Here is a 20,814-nt window from a genome sequence, read left to right on the forward strand (position 1 = left end):
GAGCCCGCTCGACGAGGCCGTGCACGGCTCCTTCGGCTGCTCGCGTCCGGCGCCGTGCACACCCGCCTGCGGTCAGGGCCTGGGGCCGGAGGGGAACGGGACACAGGCGCAACTCCATGGCGAGTCCGCAGACAGGCCAGGACGGGCCGGTGGCCACGGGACGGTGAGGACAACGCACAGGCCCCCAGGGGGAATCCCCTGGGGGCCTGTGCGTCAGGGCGGGTGGTCAGGCCTCCGCTGCTACCTGCGGCGCGGCTTCCGGCTCCCGCCGGCTGGCTGACCATGCCGCCCACAGCGCCGCGTAGCGACCGCCCGCGGCCACCAACTCGTCGTGCGTGCCCGTCTCGACGACGCGGCCCTGGTCGAGTACGACGACGCGGTCCGCGGTCGCGGCCTGGGGGAGCCGGTGGGCCACCATCAGCCCCGTACGTCCCTCAAGTGCCCGCAGGGCGGCGGTCTCCAGGGTGCGGGCGCCCGCGCTGCCGGCGTCCGCAGTGGCTTCGTCCAGGATCGCCACCGGGGGATCGGCGAGAACGAGGCGTGCCAGGGCCAGTTGCTGGGCCTGGGTCACCGTGAGCCGGTGCCCGCCCTCGCCGACCACCGTGTCGAGCCCGTCGGGCAGCGCCTCCGTCCAGGCCAGGGCATCGACCCTGGCGAGCGCCGCGCGCAGCTCGTCGTCGGTGGCCTCCGGCCGGGCCAGCCGCAGGTCCTCGGCCAACGGACCGGCGAACACGTGGACTTCCTGGCTGATCAGCGTCACCGCCCGTCGTACACCGGCCGGGCCGAGCTCGCGGGTGTCGACGCCACCCAGACGTATCGAACCACCGGACGGCTCGTGGACGCCGGCGATCAGCTTCGCCAGGGTGGTTTTCCCGGCCCCGCTGGCGCCGACCAGCGCCACCCGCTCCCCGCCGCGCACGTCCAGGTCGACCTCCTGCAGCACCGGGTGCCCGGGGACGTACGCATGGCTGAGCGCGGACACCTTGACGGAACCGTCCACCGGTACGGCCGGCACGTCGGACTCCTGCTCGACCGGCAGGCTGGACACACCGACCAGGCGGGCAAGGCTCGCGCCGGCGGACTGCGCCTCGTCGATCAGAAAGAGCGCGGCGTTGACGGGATTGAACAGGGCGTGGAAGTACAGCGCTGCCGCGGTCGCCGTGCCGATGCTCACGGATCCGTTGTCGACCAGCATGAATCCCGTCACCAGGACCGCCGTCATCCCGACGAACTCGGCGAGGTTGAGCCGCGAGAAGAACCCCGAGACGAGCCGGATACCGCGCAGCGCGAGGCCCACGGCTTCCTGGGACCGCTGCTCCAACAGATCGGCGTGCCTGTCGTTCAGCCGGAACGCACGCACGGTGCGGACGCCGCCGACACTGTCGAGGAGCTGGTGCTGCAGGGAGCCGGTCGCCACCCGGTGCGCGGCGTACACGGGCGTGGACCGGGGGATGTACCACCTCACGGTGAGGACGTGGATCGGCACGGCGAGCAGGACGGCGAGAAGGAAGCGCCAGTCCAGCACGGTGAGTCCGACCAGCGTCAGCCCGATGGTGAGGAGGGCGGAGCTGAACTCGGGCAGCGCCTGGCGTACCGCATTGGTGATCAGCGTGACGTCGCCGGTCACCCTCGATGTCAGGTCGCCCGAACCGGCCTTCTCGACGCGTTCGAGCGGCAGTCGCAGCGCCCGATCGATGAAGCGCTCGCGCAGGCCGGCGAGAATGGTCTCGCCGAGCCGGGCGACGAGGGAACTGCCCACCGCGGTTCCTGCGCCCCTGCCGATGGCCACGGCGATGAGGAGGACCATCGGCAGTGTGAGCGACCCCGGCTCGCGCTGCTCGACGACCAGGTCGACGATGCGACCCAGCAGGGGGGCGGTCAGCATGCCGATGCCGGTTCCGATGACCAGGACGGTCACCGCGGACACCGCCAGAAGCCGGTGACGGCGCAGCAGCGAGCCGACGACGGCGAGGGTCTGGGCACCGGTGGCGATCGGCAGGAGTTCGCGATCCCGCGTGCCGGTTCCGCTCATCGTCCGTCCTCCGTCGTTCCCGCCGATGCCGTTCGCACCTTCGCCGTTGTTGCCTTTGCCGGTCGCACGTCGGCCCTTCGCACGTCGGTCCTTCGGACGTTGACCGGTCGTACGTCGACCGGTCGTACCTTGGCCGTCCGCGCCGTTGTCGTTCACTGCTTCGTCGTTCACGGCCGTCATGCCAGGACCACCGAGCGGTAGGCCTCGTCGCCGGCGACAAGGTCCGGATGGCGGCCGTCCGCGGTCACCGCGCCGTCGTCGAGCACCACCACGCGATCGGTCACGGCGAGCAGAGCGGGGCTCGTGGTCACCAGGATCGTGGTGCGGTCACGGCGAAGCTCCCTCAGGCGGGTGGCGATCCGCGACTCGGTGACCGTGTCGACGGCGGTGGTCGGGTCATGGACGACCAGGACCGGGGGCTCGGCGGCGAGCGCCCTGGCCAGTGCGACTCGTTGACGCTGTCCGCCGGACAGGGACCGCCCGCGTTCGGTCAGCATGGTGTCCACACCCTGGGGCAGGGCGCGTGCGACATCATCCGCGGCCGAGGCTGCCAGGGCCGGTTCGACGTCCGCCGTGTCGCTTTCCGTTCCGGCCCGTACGTTGTCCAGCAGGCTGCTCTCGAACAGATCCGCGTCATGGTGCGCGACCAGGATCGCGCCGCGCACGCCGTCGGGATCGAGCGAAGCCAGGGATACGCCGTCGAGCTCGATCGCCCCTTCGGCGGGGTCGAGTTCCCGGCCAAGGCAGAGCAGCAGGTCCCTCGCCGCGGCCGGGTCCTTGGTGACCACGCCGACGAAGTCCCCGGGGCCGATGTCGAGGTCGACGCCACGCAGCGCGCCGTGCGTGACGCCGCGCAGCCGCAGCCGCCCGGTGACGGGCCGGGCCGGCGTGGCCGAGCCCGCCGTCACGGCGGGGGGCGACGCCAGCACTTCCGCGATCCGGCCGGCCGAGGCACGGCCCTGGGCGAACTCGGCGCTGACGTAGGTGAGGAGCTGGAACGGCCCGAGGAGGAACTGCGCGAGTCCCACGGCCGCCACCAGGTCGCCGACGCTGATCGAGCCGCGGATCGCCAGATGCGCCCCGACCAGTCCGATGACCGCGATGAAGATGCCGGTCAGGGAGAGGATCGCGCCGGCGTGCCAGGCCCGGCTGCGGGCGGCACGCAGCGCCGCCGTCAGCGAGTCCTGACTGGTCCGCCGGTAGCGGGACACCGCGGCCGGTTCGGCGCCGATCCCCTTGAGGACCCGCAGACCCGCGACGAGGTCGGCGGCGACGCCGGAGGCGTGGGCGGCGTGCTCCTGTTCGACCTCGCTGCGCCGTTCGAGAGGTCGGCTGATCACATGGCCGAGCCACAGCAGCGGTGGGACGCCGAGCAGGATGAGCAGGCCGAGCGGTACCGAGATACGAAGGAGTGCCACTGCGCTGACGGCCAGTCCGGCGACCGCCGACATCGCGTACGGCAGTGCGGCCGCGACCGCACCGACCCGTTTGGCGTCGCCGGTGGCGATGGCCGTCAGTGCGCCGGGGAGCCTGCCCGCGTCGGCGCCGCCGCGCGGGTCGAGGACCCGGGTGCCGAGTTCGAGCCGGATCCGGTGCGCGGCGCGTTCCCCCGCTCCGTCGGTGATTCTGGCGGCAGTCCGGTAGCACGTGGACAGGACGAAGAAGAGCGCGGCCAGTACCAGGAGCCAGCGCAGGAGAGCGCCGGCGGAACCGGTCGCCACCGCCTCGTCGATGATCACGCCGATGATGACGGGGACCATCGCCTCGCACACCTGGTGCGTCATGCCGAGGAGCGAGGCCCCGGCGATGCGGCGACGCTGGCTCCCGATCGCCCTCCAAAGGACGTGGCCCCCCGTCGGTCCTCCATCGAGCATGCGGTACCTCCGGCGGAGACGAGACAGTGGTTAGGTAAGGCTACTCTAATCAAATGCCAGGCCAAGCCCCGGTTCCGGCCTCGGCGCACCTGTCGTACTGGCAGAAAACGCACGGGCGTTGACCCTGTATTACCGGTTCGGTTAGGCTCACCTAAGTCAGCTTTTCCTGTGCGTACGTCACCTTTCCTGCGTGATGCGCCATCTGCCACCAGGGGGTCATTCTTGTCGTCGGTCGAGGCCCGGACGGCATCCGAGATCGATGCCGACGACCCAACTGCCTCCTCGAAGCGCCGGGCCGCAGCGGCGGCACTGCGCGGCCTGGGGATCCTCGTGGGGCTCGGCGCACTGATCCTGGTCGCGCTGCTCAGCGTGTGGGTGGGCACCAGGGACATCCCGTTCACCTCGACGTGGAGCGTGCTGTGGCAGCCCGACGGGTCGGACGCCGCGGTCATCATCCACGACTACCGGATACCCCGGACCCTGCTCGGCCTCATGGTGGGCATGGCACTGGGGCTTTCGGGCGCCCTCATGCAGGCGTTGACCCGCAATCCGCTCGCCGATCCCGGTCTGCTCGGCGTGAGCCTGGGCGCCTCCAGCGGCGTGGTGGTGGCGATCGCGTTCCTCGGCGTGGGGACGGCCCTCGGCTACGTCTGGTTCGCCTTCCTGGGTGCGGCGATCGCATCCGTCGCGGTCTACATGCTCGGCTCGTCCGGGCGGACGCTCGCGACCCCTGACCGGTTGGTGGTCGCGGGTGCGGCGGTCACAGCGGTGCTGTACGCCTTCAACTACGCGGTCCTGCTGCTCGATCCGCGGGCGTTCGACCAGTTCCGGTTCTGGACGGTGGGCGCGCTCTCGGGCCGCACCTACGACATCGTGAACGTCATCCTGCCCTTCGTCGTCGTGGGTCTGGTCATCGCCCTGGCGCTGGCTCCCTCGCTGAACGCGCTCGCCCTGGGAGACCAGATGGGACGTGCACTGGGCGTCAACGTCGGCCGGACCCGGGTGCTCGGCGCCGTCTCGGTGATGCTGCTGTGCGGCGCCGCCACCGCCGCGGCGGGACCGATCGGCTTCGTCGGCCTCGTGGTCCCCCACATGGCCCGTTTCGTGGTGGGCCCCGACCAGCGCTGGGTGCTGGCGTACTCGATGCTGATCGCGCCGATCCTGCTCATCGGCGCCGACGTCCTGGGCCGGGTGCTCGGTGCGCCCGGCGAGGTCCAGGTCGGCATTGTCACCGCGTTCATCGGAGCACCGCTGTTCCTCGCGCTGTGCCGCCGCCCGAAGCTGGCGATGCTGTGAGCGCCGTACGGGAGGTCAGAGCCTCCGACACCCCGGCACCCGACAAAGTGAGCGATTTTGTGGACGTCCCGAAGCCCCGCGTGGTGAGCGGTCTCGTCATCCGTACCCGCACCGGGCGGCTCTCCCTACGGGTCCAGGGCCGCGCGGTGGCCGTGACGGCGGCTCTGCTGGTCACGCTCACCACGGTCATGGGAATCACCCTGACCACCGGGGACTTCGAGCTCTCGATCGGTGAAGTGCTCCAGGCGCTGGCCGGCAACGGGTCGGGCGGCGCGGACTTCATCGTCAACACCCTGCGTATGCCACGGCTGCTGACCGCGCTGTGCGTCGGGGCCGCGCTGGCGGTCAGCGGGGCGATCCTGCAGAGCCTGACCCGCAACTCGCTCGGCAGCCCGGACATCATCGGCTTCACCAACGGGTCGGCGACCGGAGCGCTGATCGTCATCGTCGTGCTCCACGGAAGCATGACCCAGATCGCGCTGGGCGCGCTGATCGGCGGCCTTGCCACGGCCGCCGCCGTCTACCTGCTGGTGTTCGGCGCCGGCATGCACGGGTTCCGGCTCGTCGTCATGGGCATCGGCCTGAGCGCCCTGCTGCTCGCCGTCAACTCGTACCTGATCACCCGGGCGAGCTGGCAGGAGGCGCTGGAGGCCCAGGCCTGGCTGATCGGCAGCCTGGGCAACCGGGGCTGGGACCACGCCGCCGCGGTCGGCATCGCGGTCGCGATCCTGCTTCCCTTCGCCTTCGGTCTCGCCGGCAGGCTCTCCATGGTGGAGATGGGCGACGACACGGCGACGGCGCTCGGCGTCAACGTGGCGGGCAGCCGGCTGGCGCTGCTCTTCATCAGTGTCGCGCTGGCCGCCTTCGCCACGGCGGTGACCGGTCCGATCTGGTTCATCGCGCTGGCGGCCCCCCAGCTCGCCCGGCGGCTGATCCGGTCGTCCGGCCCCGCACTGGTCCCGGCCGCCCTCATGGGCGCCCTCCTGCTGGCCGGGAGCGATCTCGCGGTGCAGCGCATCTTCTCACCCGCTCTCCTTCCGGTGGGTACGGCGACCGGCACCATCGGTGGGTTGTATCTCATCTGGCTGCTGGTCACGGAATCGCGAAAGAGCCGCGCATGACAGGAACGATCCCCCCGACAGCCCGGCTGCGCGCCGAGGACCTGACACTCTCCTACGAGCAGCGGACCGTGGCCACCTCTCTCGGGGTCGTCATACCGGACCACTCGTTCACGGTGATCATCGGCCCGAACGCCTGCGGCAAATCCACCCTCCTCAAGGCCTTGGCCCGCATGCTGCGGCCCAAGGCGGGCGAGGTGTATCTCGACGGGGCCGCCATCTCGTCGTACCGCTCCCGCGAAGTCGCGCGCAGGCTCGGCCTGCTCCCGCAGTCGTCCACCGCGCCGGGTGGCATCACGGTGGGGGATCTCGTGGCCCGCGGCCGCTATCCGCACCAGCGGATGCTGAAGCAGTGGTCCGCCGAGGACGAGTCCGCCGTGATCGAGGCGATGCGGCAGACCGGCGTGCTCGAACTCGCCGACCGGCCCGTCGACGACCTCTCCGGTGGCCAGCGGCAACGCGTGTGGCTGTCCATGGTGCTGGCGCAGGAGACGTCCATCCTCCTGCTCGACGAACCGACCACGTACCTCGACATCGCCCACCAGGTCGAGGTGCTGAATCTGTGCGCCGATCTGCACGAGCGGAAGGGGCACACGATCGTCGCGGTCCTGCACGATCTCAACCAGGCCTGCCGCTACGCCACCCACCTGGTGGTGATGAGGCCCGGCGGCACCATCGCCGCCGAAGGCGACCCGGCGACGGTCATGACCGCCGAGCTGGTCGAGGACGTGTTCGGCCTGCCCTGCAGGATCATCGACGATCCCGAGACCGGCACTCCGCTGATGGTGCCCACCGCGCGCAAGCGCCCAGCCATGGCCGGGGACGCCGCCATGGCGGAGACACCCTAGGGACGACTGCCCATGCTCTGCACGAGGCTGACGAACGCGAATATCGTCACCATGGACCCGGACCATCCCGTCGCCCACGACCTGGGCATCTGGCGCGGCCGGATCGTGGGCCTGGACGACGCGGTGACCTCGCTGCCCGCCCGCGAGGTCATCGACCTCCAGGGGGCCACGGTGCTGCCCGGATTCATCGACAGTCATGTCCACCTGGCCTGGACGGGTCTGAAGGCGAGCACGCCGAGCGTGGCGCCCTGCACACGGATCGAGGACGTGCTCGCCGTCGTGGCGGACGCCGTCTCCCGGCAGTCTTCGCAGTCTTCGGCCGGCGCCTGGGTGGACGTCGCCGGCTACGACCAGCGCGCTCTGGGGCGCCACCTGACCGCCGCCGAACTGGACAAGGTCAGCCACGGGCGCAAGGTGTTCCTGATGCACGACTCCGGACACGGCTGCGTGGTCAACAGCGCCGTCCTGGATCTGCTTCCCGCCGATGTCCCGCACCAGGACGGATTTCTCGCCGAGAGCTCCATGACCGCCGCACGGCAACTGCGTCTGCCGTACTCCCAGGCGGAGCTCGCGGACGCCATCGAGCGGGCGGGCCGGGTCTGTCTGACAGAAGGCGTCACCGCCTGCGCCGAAGCGGGCATCGGGGGCGGTCTGCTGGGCCACAGCCCCGTCGAACTCGGGGCTTACCAGCTTCTCCGGGAGCAGGGCCGGCTGCCCCTGCGCGTGCAGCTCATGGCGGCCGGGGACACGCTGCGTCCCGTCGCCTCACACGACTGCGACGGCATCCCCCGCGCCCTCGACCTCGGCCTGCGCACCGGGTTCGGCGACGACTGGCTCTCCATGGGCGCCCTCAAGATCTACACCGACGGCGGCATGATGGCCCGTACCGCCGCACTCACCAGCCCGTACCACGGGATGGAACACACCGGTCAGTTCCAGGACGACCCCGAGCGCATCGCGGACACCATCGTGGACGGCCATCTCGCCGGCTGGCAGCTCGCCGTCCACGCCATCGGGGACCGCGCCGCGGACCTCGCCCTGGACGCCCTGGAACGAGCTCAGCGTCTGCGCCCGCGCCCGGGCGCCCGGCACCGCGTCGAACACGCGGGCCTGATCCGGCCCGACCAGCTCCCGCGCCTCGCACAGCTCGGCGCGGCCGCGGTGATCCAGCCGAACTTCCTGCGTTACTTCGGCGACGACTACGCATCGATCATGGGCGAGGACCGGGCCCCCTGGCTGTACCGGGGCCGAAGCTTCCTGGACCACGGCATCACGCTGGTGGGCAGCTCCGACCGGCCCGTCACGGACGGATCGCCGCTGCGAGCCGTCCAGTTCATGGTCGAGCGTGCCTCCGAGTCGGGCCAGGTGATCGGCCCGGACGAGGGCATCACCGTCGACGAGGCGCTGCGCTCGTACACCGTCGGTGGCGCCTACGCCTGCCACTGGGACGACAGCGCGGGCACTCTCACTCCGGGCAAGCGCGCCGACCTGGTCGTGCTGGGAGACGACCCACGGCGCGTCAGCACCTCGCGCATCGGTGACATCGAGGTGGTGTCGACGTTCGTCGACGGCCGCGAGACCGAGGCGTCGGCGCGATGAGGGCCGACCACTACGAGTGCTGACGCAATCAAGAGGGGAATCCTTTGATCACGGCCACCACGCGCCTCGCCACACTGCCGGCGCGTACGTCCCCGCCTGCCTCGCGGACCGTACGGCCGGCGCGTGCCGGCGATGCCGCCGCTCTCCACGCCCTGTCCCGGCCGTTCGTCCGCTCGGGAGCGCTGCGTGAGCGTCCTTTCTCCCTGTACGCCAGGGATGCGGCGGACTTCCTGGTCGTGGAAGCGCCCGACGGCACGCTCGACGGCTGTCTGGGCCTGCGCGTTCATCCGGCAGATCCGGTCGGTGACGGCGGGCCCACGGGTGTCCTGTACAACTTCTGCGTCGCGCCGCACCGGCAGGGACGGGGTGTGGGCGTTGTGCTGCTGCGGGCGGCGCTGGCCACGGCGGCGGCTCAGTCGCTGCGCGCCCTGTTCACCGCGACGACCGGTAGTGGCGGCCTCTTCCGCCGGTACGGCTTCGCGCCCTCCTGCGCGAGTCTCGCACCCGCGGCCTGGGCGAACTCCCTGGACCCCGGTCGCAACTCGCAGGTCCTCGCTCGCGAGATCTGATCCCGCGCAGGCGCACGCAGGAGGGGCTGGTCCGGAGAACGCTTCCGGACCAGCCCCTGTTGTGTGACGTTCCCTCAGGCGACGAGGACGCCCGGCGCGTCGAGAACGCTTTCAGTCCTCGACGACCGGCCTCATGGCCGACGGCCGGGCGTCGCCCTGCTCCTGGTCCGGAACCACGGTGGTGCCGGAGCTGTCATGGGTGAAGACGCCCCGCACGACGGAGTGGGGCACCCGGCCGTCCAGAACGTGCGCCATGCGCACGCCCGCCTGTACAGCCCGCAGGCAGCCCTCCATCTTGGGGAGCATCCCGCTCGCCAGCTCCGGCAGCAGCTTCTCCAGCTCGCCGGCCGTCAGGTGCTCGATCACCTCAGGGCTGTGGGGCCAGTTCGCGTACAGCCCTTCCACATCCGTGAGCATCACCAGCTTCTCCGCGTCGAGGGCGACCGCCAGCGCAGACGCCGCGAGATCGGCGTTGATGTTGTAGACCTGCCCGTCCGTCCCGCGTGCCACTGGGGAGACCACCGGGATGCGGCCCTGACCCAACAGGGCCTGCACAGTATCCGGATTCACCTCGACGATGTCGCCGACGAGCCCGATGTCCACCGGTTCGCCGTCCACCCAGGCGGCCCGCCGCACGGCCGTCATGGTGTGCGCGTCCTCGCCCGTCATCCCCACCGCGAACGGCCCGTGAAGGTTGATGAGCCCTACCAGCTCCCGCTGGACCTGACCCGTCAGCACCATCCGGACCACATCCATGATCTCCGGAGTGGTCACCCGCAGCCCCGCCTCGAAGCGCACCTCCAGATCGAGCCTGTCGAGCAACGCGCTGATCTGTGGGCCACCCCCGTGCACGACGACCGGGCGCAGTCCCGCGCGCCACAGCTCCACGACGTCCTGGGCGAACGTCCGCTTGAGGTCCTCGTCCACCATGGCGTTGCCACCGAACTTGATGACGACCGTCCGGCCCTGGAAGGCTTCCAACTCCCCGCACGCCGCGCGTGCCTCGACCGCTCTCATGAGCTGTACGCGCTGTTCTCGTGGACGTACTCAGCGGTGAGGTCGTTGGTCCAGATCACCGCCGACGCGTGACCGGAGCGCAGATCGATCGTGATCCTGATCCGGCGTCCCGACAGGTCGACCTTGTCCCGGGACTCGCCCGCCGCGCCGTCCCGGCACACCCAGACGTCGTTGACGGCCACATCCAGGCGGTCGGGGTCGAACACGGCGGACGTCGTACCGATCGCCGACAACACCCTGCCCCAGTTCGGGTCCTCTCCGTGGAGAGCGCACTTGAGCAGATTGTTTCTGGCCACCGACCGGCCCACCGTCACGGCGTCCCCCTCCGACGCCGCGCCGACGACCTCCACCTCGATCTCCTTCGACGCGCCCTCCGCGTCCGCGACCAATTGCCGAGCCAGATCCAGGCAGACCGTGTGCACGGCCTCGGCGAAGGAGCCCGGGTCCGGTGTCACACCCGACGCGCCCGACGCCAGCAGCAGGACGGTGTCGTTGGTGGACATGCAGCCGTCCGAGTCCACCCGGTCGAAGGTCGTACGGACCGCCTCCCGCAGGGCGGAGTCGAGGGCGGGTGCGCTCACGTCCGCGTCCGTCGTGAGCACCACGAGCATGGTGGCGAGCCCCGGTGCGAGCATCCCCGCGCCCTTCGCCATACCGCCCACCGTCCACCCGGGGCCGGACACCCCCGCCGTCTTGTGCACCGAGTCCGTCGTCTTGATGGCGACGGCCGCTTCCTCGCCCCCCTCGGGCGACAGTCGGGCCGCGGCGGTGTCGATTCCGGCCGTGACCCTGTCCATGGGCAGGGGGACACCGATGAGTCCGGTGGAGCACACCGCGATCTCGTCCGGCACCGCTCCCACGGCCCGCGCCGTGTGCTCGGCCATCGCCCGCGTGTCCTCGGCGCCACGCGGCCCGGTACACGCGTTGGCGCCACCGGAGTTGAGGACGACCGCCGATATCCGGCCGTCGGCCAGCACCCGCTGCGACCAGCGGACGGGGGCGGCCTGGACCCGGTTGGAGGTGAACACCCCGGAAGCCGCATGCGACGGCCCACGGTTCACCACCAGGGCGAGGTCCGGATCGCCGGACTCCTTGATCCCGGCGGGCACACCGCTCGCGAGGAATCCCTGTGCAGCGGTCACGGTCACTGTGCTTCTCCGTTCTCTCCCAGTGCCGACGCCTGGGAGGTCCCCCCGTCTCCGACCGCGCCGGGGGCGTCACCCGCCGAAGGCAGGAGGAGCGGAGGCGCGGGCATCGTCGTCGACCGCAGACATGTGGCTGCGCGTGCTCCCCCAGCCACCGCTGGGTGGGGGTACCACCACGCCCGCAGGGCGTAGGGGGAGTGCCCCCAGTTCACGGAGCCACTCCATTCGTGGGCAGGCCCAGCTCTTCCGGCAGGCCGAGGGCGACGTTCATGCTCTGCACCGCGCCACCCGCGGTGCCCTTCGTCAGGTTGTCGATCGCGCTCACGGCGATCAGTCGACCGGCCTGTTCGTCCACCGCCACCTGTACCTGCGCGGTGTTGGAGCCCAGTACGGCGCCGGTCGACGGCCACCGGCCGGCCGGCAGCAGCCGGACGAACGGCTCGTCGGCGTAGGCGGTTTCGTACGCCGACCGCACTTCGCTCGGACCGGCGCCGGTTCCCGCACGCATGCGGGCCGAACAGGTGGCGAGGATGCCTCGGGTCATCGGCACCAGTGTCGGTGTGAAGGACACGGTCACCCGCTCGTCCGCCACTCGCGACAGGTTCTGCGTCAGCTCCGGCGTGTGCCGGTGGCCGCCCCCGACTCCGTACGGGCTCATCGAGCCCATCACTTCGGAGCCGAGCAGTTGTGTCTTGGCCACACGGCCGGCTCCCGAGGCGCCGCTCGCCGCGACGATCACGGCCTCCGGCTCCACCAGGCCCGCGGCGAAGGCCGGGTAGAGCGCCAGGGTCACCGCGGTCGGGTAGCAACCGGGGACGGCCACCCGGGTCGCCCCTTTCAACTCGTCTCGCGCCGAGGGAAGTTCGGGCAGCCCATAGGGCCAGGCGCCGGCATGGGCCGATCCGTAGAACCGCTCCCAGTCGGCCGGGTCGCGCAGGCGGAAGTCCGCTCCGAAGTCCACGATCAGCGTTTCGGGCCCGAACTGCTCGGCGAGAGCCGCGGACTGGCCGTGCGGCAGGGCCAGGAACACCACGTCGTGCCCGCTGAGTGAGGCGGCCGAGGTCTCCACGAGGACGCGGTCCGCGAGCGCGGCCAGGTGCGGCTGCACCTCCCCGAGCGTGCGGCCGGCGCTGCTGTGTGCGGCGACCACGCCGATCTCCACCTCGGGATGTGTCAGCAGCAGGCGCAGGATCTCCCCGCCGGCGTAGCCGCTCGCTCCGGCCACCGCAACCCGTACCGTCATGTTCTCCGTCTCTCGTCGTGGCTGTCGTGGACCAACAGCGCCGCCGTGCCGGGTCGATCGCCCGGACACGCAGGACGGAGGGACGTGGTGCGGTCGGCGCATGGGACAGGAGCCGATGGCCGGCAAGCCCATGGGTGACCTCGCCCTCCCCTGATGACGTGGCCCCGGAGGCCACCGCCCTCCATCGCGAACTTAGCTTAGCCTAACCTTAGCGTGAGCTGTGGGGGTGGGACGGAAAGAGACGGAGGGGGAGTGGGGGAGAGGGGACGCGGAGGTGAGTGACGGTCACGACCCGCCGCCGACTTGTCCGGGAACTGCTGCAACGGGTCTCGCGAGCACCCGACCGCCGATGGAGCGGCCTCTGGATCGGCCCCTTGGGCGCCCGCTGGCTGCCGCGACGAGTGTCATCGGGATCGGCTGCCGCTGTGGCTTCGCGGCGCACTCCTACCCGTCGTCACCGACTTCGCTCGGCTCACCGAGGAGGGCGCAGTGCCGGTCACCACCTTCCCGGGCGGTAAGACGCGGAAGGCCCCCGGGCCGGTGTCGGCGCCGTCAGTCCTCGGCCTCCAGCCTCCGCACCCGCTCCGCGTCGCACGTCCGCGGGCACGTCAGGCATGCCTCGTCCGGAGCGAGCGTGTAGTACAGGCAGCAGCCGAGCCGGGTCCGCGTGAGATATCGCTGTCCCTCCCGGCCTGTGAGCCGGCGGAAGCCGGCGCCGCCAGGAAACGGCGGGATGCCGGTCGGCAGCAGCTCGGTCGCCGCCCGAATGGCTCGTTCCTCCTGGTCGAGGGTGCGGCCGAGGTACCAGATGCCGGACACCAGGTCGTCGGCGACCATGCCCCACAGGGCGCGCGGTCCGCGCCGGACGGCCGGGCCGATGGCGGTCAGCAGGGGGCGCACATGGTCGGCGACGGCTGATCGCAACTCCGCGCGCAGCGCCTCCTCGTGGCCGAGTACCCGCGCGCCGGGCAGCAGTGCCGCCGGGTCGTCCGGCAGGCAGGCGAAATCGGACGTCGGGGTGACCTCGAAGGCGCCCGTCGTCAGATCCAGCCGTACCTCGCTCGGGTGGATTCGGGGCACGCGCCGGTCCAGGTACCAGGCACCGCTCATCAGCAGGCTGACGGACCAGAGGTAATCGTGCAGCGCGCGGGAGGCGGCGACATCCCTGCGGGCGGTCTGTCCGCGCCGGCGGATGCGGGCGGCCTCGGCGTCGACGAAGGCGTCCAGCGTGTCCTGTCTCTCCGTCAGCTCCGAACCGGAGAAGCGCCCCGCGGCCCCCGGACCCGGGGACGCGACCCGCGCGTCGAGCGCCTCGCAGCAGCCCGCGAGGCGCAGGTAGGTGTCGGCAAGGGCGGAGGCAGTGCTCAGGGCTGGGCCAGCCGCGGCAGTACCCGGGGCCATGGTCATCGACTCTCCGGCGTCAGAGGGAGTAGGTAAGGCTTACCTTAATCACAAGGTCGTTGCCAACTGAGTAAGGGTCACCTCCAGGCGAGTGAGGCCGAGTTGAACCCTTAGGGTTGCCTTTCCTAAGCTGCCGCCGATGGCCGGTCGTCGGCGTCCGACACTCCTTTTCGGAAGGGGCCGCCGCTCATGCGGTTGTACGTGCTCGCCCTCAACCCCACCGACTCGGTCACCGAGGGCTTCCTCCCGGCCGCAGCCCGGCTCGGCCTCGACGTCACCGTTCTCACGGACCAGCCCGAAGCCCACCGCCGCCGCCACCCGGACATCGAGGTCCTGGAGTGTGACGTACGCGACTTCCGCGCCGTCATCACCCGGATGTCGACCCACCGCAAGCCGGACGCGGTCTTCACCAACAGCGACCACCTGCAGACCCAGGCAGCCCTGGCCGCGGACTACTTCGGGCTGCCGGGAAAGAGCTGGCAGGCCGCACTGCGGGCCAAGGACAAGGCGCACATGCGCCGTCACCTGGCCGCCACCGGGGCCGACACGGTGTGGTCCACCGAACTCCCGGCCGGACACGACCCGGCCGTGCTGTCCGGCCTCGATGTGCCCTACCCGTGCGTGGTCAAGCCGTCTGAGGGTGTGGCGAGCGAGGACGTGGTGTCGGCCGGCGGGCCCGAGGACCTCGTACTGCGCTGCAAGGAGATCCAGGCACGGCGCCCGGACGCGGCGCTGGTCGTCGAGGAGTATCTCGCCGGTCAGCTCTGCACCCTGGAGACGCTCGGCGACGGCCGAGTCCGCCACGTCCTGGGCGGCTTCCGCACCGAACTGTCCCCGCCCCCGTACTTCATCGAGGAATGCCTGACCTTCGTCCCGGCCCACCCCGAACCGGTCGTCGCGCAGATCCTCGCCCAGCTCGACGCCCTCGGCGTCGGCTTCGGCGCCTGCCACACCGAGTTCGTGGTCCACCAGGGCCGTGCCCGCATCATCGAGGTCAACTACCGTGCCATCGGCGACCAGTGCGACCTGCTGCTGGCCCAGCTGCTCGACATCCCGCTCTTCGAGCACATCCTGCGTACGCACCTGGGCGAGCCGCTGCCGGCGGACCTCGGCGCCCGTACCGACGGCGCGGCCCGGCTGGCGTACCCGTGCGCGAAGAGCGCGGGGACGCTGACGGCCGCCCCTGCCGCGGCCGACCTGCTGGTGGACGGTGTGACGTTGACGTACCGGCCACTGCGGGAGCTGGGCGAGCGGCACGAGCTGTACCGCACCAACCGTGACTACGTCGGCGTAGTCCGGGCCATCGGCACCGACCAGGAGACCGTCGACCGCGTCGTCGCCGACTTCCTCGCCGGTCAGCGCTGGGAGTTCACCCCGTGACGGCGAAGACCACGGCCGGTGCGATGACCGCGGTGGCTACGGACACGGTCGAGCGTGACCTGCTGCTGAGGGTGCTCGGCGCGCTGCTGCGGGAGGACGTCGTCGGCCTGCGCACACGCTCCACACGCGTGCACAAGGAGGACGGCACCTGGCTGCGGCTCGCGCTTCCCGGAGGTGCGGGGGAGGCCCTGCTGCTGCCGGTCCTGGCGGACGGGTTCCAGAGCGTGTACGCCGCACGCCTGCCGCTGCTCGTACGGGAGTCGGACGGCACCGAGCTGACCGGCCACGACGCGGTGCTCGACGCCTTGAGTGCGCTCGCCGCCCCTGTCGACCGGGGCGGCTTCGCCGCCTTCGCCGAGGAGTGCCGCCAGACCCTCGCGACCATGCGACTGCACGCCCGTACCCACGACGACGTCACCGGCGGACTGACCGCCCGCTACGGCAGGGATCCCGCCGACTGGACCGGCCTCGCCGGCGGCCTCGCCCACGATACCCTCGCCGCCCGCCACGACCACCCCGTCTACCCGACCGCGCGGGGGCGCTTCGGTCTCGACGACGAACAACTGCGCGCCTTTGCGCCGGAGTTCCACCCGCGCTTCGCGCTGCGCTGGATCGCCGTGCCGCGGCAGGCCCTCACGGTGCAGGGCACGTTCCCGGATTGCTGGCCCACCCCGGCGGACCTCGCCCTCCCACAGCTCCTCCCCAGCCACCTCACCCTTCCCGTACACCCCCTCACGCTCGGCGCCCCGCTGCGTGAGGCCCTGCGGGACGCCGGCCTGGAGGGCGAGGCGGTCCTCGCCGAGCACCCCTACCTGGAGGCCGTGCCGACGCTGTCCATGCGTACCGTCGCCCTCGCCGCCGATCCCGCCCTCCACCTCAAAGTGCCGCTCGCCACCGCGACCCTGGGCCTGCGCAACCGCCGGACCATCAAGCCCGGCACCCTCGTGGACGGCGCCGCGGCACAGCGGCTCCTTCAGGCCGTGATCGCCCGCGAGCCGCGCTTCCGCGACACCGTCCTGCATGCCGACGAGTCGGTCTACGCCCACGCGGGCCACGAACTCCTCGCCGTACTCTGCCGCCGCTTCCCGGCCGGCCTCGGCGACGCGGTGGTCGTGCCCATGGCGGGACTGTTGAGCGAGGCCCCCGGTGGGCGGCTGGTGATCGACCACCTCGCCGACCGCTTCTACGGCGGCGACGCGCTCGCCCTGCTCGACGCCTGCCTCACCCTGCTCTTCGACTGGCAGACCACACTCTTCCGCTACGGCATCGCGCTGGAGTCCCACCAGCAGAACATCTCGCTGGTGCTCGACAGCCAGGCAGGACGTACCCGGCTGCGGGTGGTGCTGAAGGACAACGACGGCCCACGCGTCAACACGGCCCGCATGCGGCAGACCCTGGGCGCCGACGCCCCCGACCCCACCGCGTTCGACGACGCCCGGATCTTCGGCGACGACGACCGAGCCGTCGTCGACCTGTTCACCACCATCACCGTTCACCTGTGTGCGGGCGCGTACGCCTTCGGACTGGCCCGGCACGGCCGCGCCCCACGGGAAAGGCTGCTGGGGCTCGTGCGTGACCGGCTGGCCGAAGCGGTCGAGCGACTCGGCACAGGTCCCAGGGAGCCCGGCGGGACCCTCCGCGCCCAGGTCCTGGACGCACCCGAACTGCCGGTCAAGGCTATGGTCACGGCCGGGACGCTGCTCACCAAGGAGCGCTCGGGTGCGGCCGACATCAACAAGCACTACACCACCGGCCCGAACTATCTGCGGCGGGAGGGGGTCGCGCGATGAGCGCCACCGCGGCCGCGTCGTCGCCTGCGCCGCACTCCGCCTTCGACCCCCGCCCACGGCCCGGTATCGCGCTGGGCAAGGCCGGACCCGGCGTGGCCGACACCCTGATCACCGACGGCCGTTCGCCCGCTCCCCGGCGTCGGCCCGACCTGGAGCCGTTGATGCCCCCGCTGGACAACCCGCTCGGCACCGCGCCCGTTGCCGAGGCCCCCACAGCATTCCCCGCCGCCGGCGACGTGGTGGCGCACACTCTCCTCAACTGCCTCCTGCGGGAGGTCTCCGGCCCCGAGCACCAGACCGCCGTCGCCGACGGCCACCTGCTGCTGCGTCTGCCCCGCCGCGCCGCTGTGCTGCGCGTCGCCCTGCGCCGTACGTCCCTGCTCGGTGCACACCGGTTCACGGGGCCTGTGCTGGAGCGGAGCGACGGCGGCTGGACGGAGATCGACTGGCGGCGTCTGGCCGAGCACGTGCGGGACGAGCTGTCGCTCCGTACGGGCGTCCGCAACGAGGAGTTCCTGGACCAGGTGGCCTCCAGCCACCGGGCAGTCTCCACCGCACTCGCGACGCGGGACGGGCAGGCCGCCCCTGCCGAGGACGACGGGCCGGCCGTCTATCTCGCCTCCGAGCAGTCCCTGCTGTTCGGCCACCGTTTCCACCCCACACCCAAGGCCCGCAGCGGCGACGCCGCCTCCTGGCTGTCCTACGCGCCGGAGGCCGGGGCCTCGTTCCGGCTGCGCCATCTCGCCGTCCGCGAGCACCTGATCGCCGAGGAGAACGCCGAGGACGGGGCCGCCGCGCCGCTCGACCGGCTGCGTCCCGGTGTCCCGGTCGGTTACCGGCTGCTGCCCGCGCATCCGTGGCAGTACGAGATGCTGCGCGACCACCCGGCGCTGCGCACAGCCTTCGACCGGGGTGACATCCTCGACCTCGGACGCGGCGGGCAGCCCTTCGCCGCCACCGCTTCCGTACGCACCCTCTACGACGGCGAGACGTTCCTGAAGTTCAGCCTGAACGTCCGTATCACCAACTGCCTTCGCAAGAACGCCAGTTACGAACTTTCCGGCGCGGTCGCGCTGACGCGGCTGCTGGAGCCGGTCCTGAACGACCTCGCCACCCGCTTTCCCGGCAGTGCCATGCTCCGCGAGCCCGCCTACCGAAGTCTCGCCCTCCCCGGACCTGACGGCAGCCCTGACCGCGCACTGCTGGAGGGCTTCGCCGTCATCGTCCGCGAGGGGCTGTCCGCCAGGCTCCTGCCCGGCACCACCCCGCTGCTCGCGGGCGCCGTCGCCGACGAGTATCCGACCGGCCCCGGCCACATCTCCCGTCTCCTCGGTGCGACCGGCCCGCGGACCGCCCTCACCTGGTGGGCGGCGTACGTCAAGCTGCTTCTGCCCCCCGTCCTGGCCGCCTACTTCGACCACGGACTGGTGCTGGAGCCGCATCTGCAGAACGTCCTCGTCTGCGTGGACGACGACGGCATGCCGGCCCAGGTGCTCTTCCGCGACCTGGAGGGCACCAAGCTCGTCCCCGACCACCACGCGGAGATCCTCGCCGCACTCCCCGCCGAAGTCGCCGGCCCCATGACGTACGACGCCCAGCGCGGCTGGGACCGCGTCGTCTACTGCCTGCTGGTCAACCATGTCGCGGAGATGCTCGCCGCCGTCGCCGACCTGCACCCGCAGATCGAGGCCGCCCTGTGGGCCCAGGTCCGCGCCACCCTTCAGACGTATGCCGACCGCCACGGCCGCCCACCACAGCTCGCCGCCCTGCTGGCCGGCGTGCCCCTGCCCGCCAAGGCCAACCTGCTCACCCGCTGGAAGCGCAAGGCCGACCGCGAGGCCGGTTACGTCCGCCTCACCTCACCACTCGCGGAGGACGTGCTGCCCACCGCCGACCCCGACCGGAGCGAAGCACGATGACCACCCCCACGCCCGCGGTGCGCGACCGCGTCCAGGCCCTGTCCCCGGAAGAACTGCCGGCCTACGTCTACGACCTTGGGGCGCTGCGGGAGCATGCGGCGGCCGTGCGGGCGGCCCTGCCTGAGCGCGTCGAGCTGTACTACGCGGCCAAGGCCAACCCGGAGCCGGAGATCCTGGCGGCGCTCGGCCCGTACGTGGACGGCTACGAGGTCTCCTCGGGCGGCGAACTCGCGCACGCCGCCAACGTGGTGCCGGACCACCCGCTGGCCTTCGGCGGCCCGGGCAAGACCCCGGCCGAGATCGCGGCCGCGCTGGAACGGGGCGTGGCCCGTTTCCACGTCGAGAGCCTGTACGAACTCCACAGGTTGGCCGAGCTCGCCGGGCGGCTCGCGCCGGACACCCGCGTGGCCGTCCTGCTCCGCTTCAACCTCCCCCTGTCCGAGGCGTCGATGGCGGGCAGTTCCCTGGCGATGGGCGGCCGTCCCACCCCGTTCGGCATCGACCCGTCCGAAGCGGACTCGGCCGTCCGCGTGTTCACCGACGGAACCTGCCCGCACCTGGAACTGCTCGGCGTCCACGCCCACCTGGCCAGCGGCCTCGGCGCCCCCGAACAGCTCGCCGTTGCCGAGTCCGTCGTGACCTGGGCCGCCGACCTGGCCGCACGCCACCGGGTCCGCATCGCCGAGGTCAACGTCGGCGGTGGCATGACCGTCGACTACGCCACCCCCGAGCAGCGCTTCGACTGGGCCGGGTACGGCGTGGGCCTCGCCCACCTCTCCGACGCCCATCCGGACCTGACGCTGCGCATCGAGCCGGGGCGCGCCCTGACCGCGTACTGCGGCTGGTACGCCACCGAAGTGCTGGACGTGAAGCACAGCCACGGTGAGGAGTTCGCCGTTGTTCGCGGCGGCACCCACCACCTGCGGACGCCGGCGACCAAGGGACACGACCAGCCCTGCTCCGTCCTTCCCGTGGACACCTGGCCCCACCCCTGGCCGCGACCCGCCGCCCGCCAGGACCGCGTCACCCTCACCGGCCAGCTGTGCACCCCCAAGGACGTCCTCGCCCGCCACGTCCCGGCGCCGGGCCTGCGAGCAGGTGACCGGGTGGCCTTCGGCCTCGCGGGCGCCTACGCATGGAACATCTCGCACCACGACTTCCTCATGCACCCCCGTCCGGGCTTCCACTTCCTGAACCGGCCCGGAAGCCGAGGGAAGGCAACGCGGCGGTCCTGAACCGGCCCCACCCGTGCCGGCACGAGCGTCATCCGTCGAACTTGCAGGTGCCGGCGTCCATCGCCCTGACGCCCTGGCCCGTCACCCTGCACCGACCCGACTCTCCCCTGACGCGGAACACAAGGAGGTCTGGCGGGTCGCGCCCGACCACGACGTGTGGGCCGTAGAGACGACAACACCTGGCCGGTGCCTTGACCTCATCAGCGGCGTGCTCACCCGGCCTGGGCCTCGGAGCCGGGGGCGCGTGCCGACTGTCAGCGCATTCTCGATACGCTGCTGCCGTCGGTGGGATCCGTGCAGCAGATGAGCGCCCCGGGCGACTGACTTCCCCGCACGACACGAGAGGTG

General features: G+C 71.6%; 15 protein-coding genes. 9 read left to right on the plus strand and 6 right to left on the minus strand.

Annotated elements, in window-relative coordinates; translation table 11 throughout:
- Positions 1-226: 226 nt before the first annotated feature.
- Together J7E88_RS33725 and J7E88_RS33730 are read right to left on the minus strand one after the other, a co-directional pair.
- Positions 227-2,032, minus strand: a complete 1,806-nt coding sequence (locus J7E88_RS33725; protein WP_251023607.1) for an ABC transporter ATP-binding protein — start codon at positions 2,030-2,032, stop codon at positions 227-229.
- Positions 2,033-2,208: 176 nt separating this feature from the next.
- A complete protein-coding gene (locus tag J7E88_RS33730) occupies positions 2,209-3,906 on the minus strand; it encodes an ABC transporter ATP-binding protein (protein ID WP_215187286.1) in 1,698 nt (565 codons plus the stop codon).
- A 222-nt stretch (positions 3,907-4,128) separates the two neighbouring features.
- On the opposite strand from J7E88_RS33730, the gene J7E88_RS33735 reads away from it, so the two are divergent.
- The 5 genes from J7E88_RS33735 (at position 4,129) to J7E88_RS33755 (ending at position 9,336) form a co-directional block, all read left to right on the plus strand.
- The gene (locus tag J7E88_RS33735; RefSeq protein ID WP_215187287.1) at positions 4,129-5,202 is read left to right on the plus strand and encodes an iron ABC transporter permease; all 1,074 of its coding nucleotides are present in this window, start codon (positions 4,129-4,131) and stop codon (positions 5,200-5,202) included.
- A 152-nt stretch (positions 5,203-5,354) separates the two neighbouring features.
- Positions 5,355-6,323: a FecCD family ABC transporter permease gene (locus J7E88_RS33740; RefSeq protein ID WP_374196356.1), complete on the plus strand. Its 969-nt coding sequence runs from the start codon at positions 5,355-5,357 to the stop codon at positions 6,321-6,323.
- Complete coding sequence (locus J7E88_RS33745; protein ID WP_215187290.1) at positions 6,320-7,168, plus strand: ABC transporter ATP-binding protein; 849 nt, start codon at positions 6,320-6,322, stop codon at positions 7,166-7,168. Before J7E88_RS33740 ends, J7E88_RS33745 begins: the two co-directional genes overlap by 4 nt.
- 12 nt (positions 7,169-7,180) lie before the next feature.
- Positions 7,181-8,767: an amidohydrolase gene (locus tag J7E88_RS33750; protein WP_215187291.1), complete on the plus strand. Its 1,587-nt coding sequence runs from the start codon at positions 7,181-7,183 to the stop codon at positions 8,765-8,767.
- A gap of 44 nt (positions 8,768-8,811) precedes the next feature.
- Entirely contained in the window at positions 8,812-9,336 is a 525-nt protein-coding gene (locus J7E88_RS33755; RefSeq protein ID WP_215187293.1) for a GNAT family N-acetyltransferase, read from the plus strand.
- A gap of 111 nt (positions 9,337-9,447) precedes the next feature.
- On the opposite strand, the gene argB is transcribed toward J7E88_RS33755, so the two are convergent.
- The 4 genes from argB to J7E88_RS33775 form a co-directional block, all read right to left on the minus strand.
- A complete protein-coding gene (gene argB, locus J7E88_RS33760) occupies positions 9,448-10,353 on the minus strand; it encodes an acetylglutamate kinase (protein ID WP_215187294.1) in 906 nt (301 codons plus the stop codon).
- Positions 10,350-11,501, minus strand: a complete 1,152-nt coding sequence (argJ, locus tag J7E88_RS33765; RefSeq protein WP_215187295.1) for a bifunctional glutamate N-acetyltransferase/amino-acid acetyltransferase ArgJ — start codon at positions 11,499-11,501, stop codon at positions 10,350-10,352. The genes argB and argJ overlap by 4 nt, the downstream gene beginning before the upstream one ends.
- Before the next feature lie 205 nt (positions 11,502-11,706).
- Complete coding sequence (argC, locus tag J7E88_RS33770; protein WP_215187296.1) at positions 11,707-12,741, minus strand: N-acetyl-gamma-glutamyl-phosphate reductase; 1,035 nt, start codon at positions 12,739-12,741, stop codon at positions 11,707-11,709.
- 552 nt (positions 12,742-13,293) lie between these two features.
- Complete coding sequence (locus J7E88_RS33775; RefSeq protein ID WP_215187297.1) at positions 13,294-14,148, minus strand: (2Fe-2S)-binding protein; 855 nt, start codon at positions 14,146-14,148, stop codon at positions 13,294-13,296.
- 183 nt (positions 14,149-14,331) lie between these two features.
- On the opposite strand from J7E88_RS33775, the gene J7E88_RS33780 reads away from it, so the two are divergent.
- From J7E88_RS33780 to J7E88_RS33795, 4 genes are all read left to right on the plus strand, one after another.
- Positions 14,332-15,522 carry an acetyl-CoA carboxylase biotin carboxylase subunit family protein gene (locus J7E88_RS33780; RefSeq protein ID WP_215187298.1) on the plus strand — a complete coding sequence of 397 codons (1,191 nt, stop codon included), beginning with the start codon at positions 14,332-14,334 and terminating at the stop codon, positions 15,520-15,522.
- Positions 15,523-15,545: 23 nt separating this feature from the next.
- Complete coding sequence (locus J7E88_RS33785) at positions 15,546-17,312, plus strand: IucA/IucC family protein (RefSeq protein ID WP_215187347.1); 1,767 nt, start codon at positions 15,546-15,548, stop codon at positions 17,310-17,312.
- 161 nt (positions 17,313-17,473) lie between these two features.
- Positions 17,474-19,231, plus strand: a complete 1,758-nt coding sequence (locus J7E88_RS33790) for an IucA/IucC family siderophore biosynthesis protein (protein ID WP_215187348.1) — start codon at positions 17,474-17,476, stop codon at positions 19,229-19,231.
- A complete protein-coding gene (locus J7E88_RS33795) occupies positions 19,228-20,466 on the plus strand; it encodes a type III PLP-dependent enzyme (RefSeq protein ID WP_215187299.1) in 1,239 nt (412 codons plus the stop codon). The genes J7E88_RS33790 and J7E88_RS33795 overlap by 4 nt, the downstream gene beginning before the upstream one ends.
- Positions 20,467-20,814 lie beyond the last annotated feature (348 nt).

This window comes from Streptomyces sp. ISL-10 (assembly GCF_018614575.1).
GTDB lineage: Bacteria > Actinomycetota > Actinomycetes > Streptomycetales > Streptomycetaceae > Streptomyces.

Bases quoted from the DNA above. Each gene is read 5' to 3' on its own strand.
- J7E88_RS33725 (WP_251023607.1), bottom strand. From the start codon at position 2,032: ATGAGCGGAACCGGCACGCGGGATCGCGAACTCCTGCCGATCGCCACC.
- J7E88_RS33730 (WP_215187286.1), bottom strand. From the start codon at position 3,906: ATGCTCGATGGAGGACCGACGGGGGGCCACGTCCTTTGGAGGGCGATC.
- J7E88_RS33745 (WP_215187290.1), top strand. From the start codon at position 6,320: ATGACAGGAACGATCCCCCCGACAGCCCGGCTGCGCGCCGAGGACCTG.
- J7E88_RS33750 (WP_215187291.1), top strand. From the start codon at position 7,181: ATGCTCTGCACGAGGCTGACGAACGCGAATATCGTCACCATGGACCCG.
- argB (WP_215187294.1), bottom strand. From the start codon at position 10,353: ATGAGAGCGGTCGAGGCACGCGCGGCGTGCGGGGAGTTGGAAGCCTTC.
- argC (WP_215187296.1), bottom strand. From the start codon at position 12,741: ATGACGGTACGGGTTGCGGTGGCCGGAGCGAGCGGCTACGCCGGCGGG.
- J7E88_RS33775 (WP_215187297.1), bottom strand. From the start codon at position 14,148: ATGACCATGGCCCCGGGTACTGCCGCGGCTGGCCCAGCCCTGAGCACT.
- J7E88_RS33780 (WP_215187298.1), top strand. From the start codon at position 14,332: ATGCGGTTGTACGTGCTCGCCCTCAACCCCACCGACTCGGTCACCGAG.
- J7E88_RS33785 (WP_215187347.1), top strand. From the start codon at position 15,546: ATGACCGCGGTGGCTACGGACACGGTCGAGCGTGACCTGCTGCTGAGG.
- J7E88_RS33790 (WP_215187348.1), top strand. From the start codon at position 17,474: ATGCCCCCGCTGGACAACCCGCTCGGCACCGCGCCCGTTGCCGAGGCC.
- J7E88_RS33795 (WP_215187299.1), top strand. From the start codon at position 19,228: ATGACCACCCCCACGCCCGCGGTGCGCGACCGCGTCCAGGCCCTGTCC.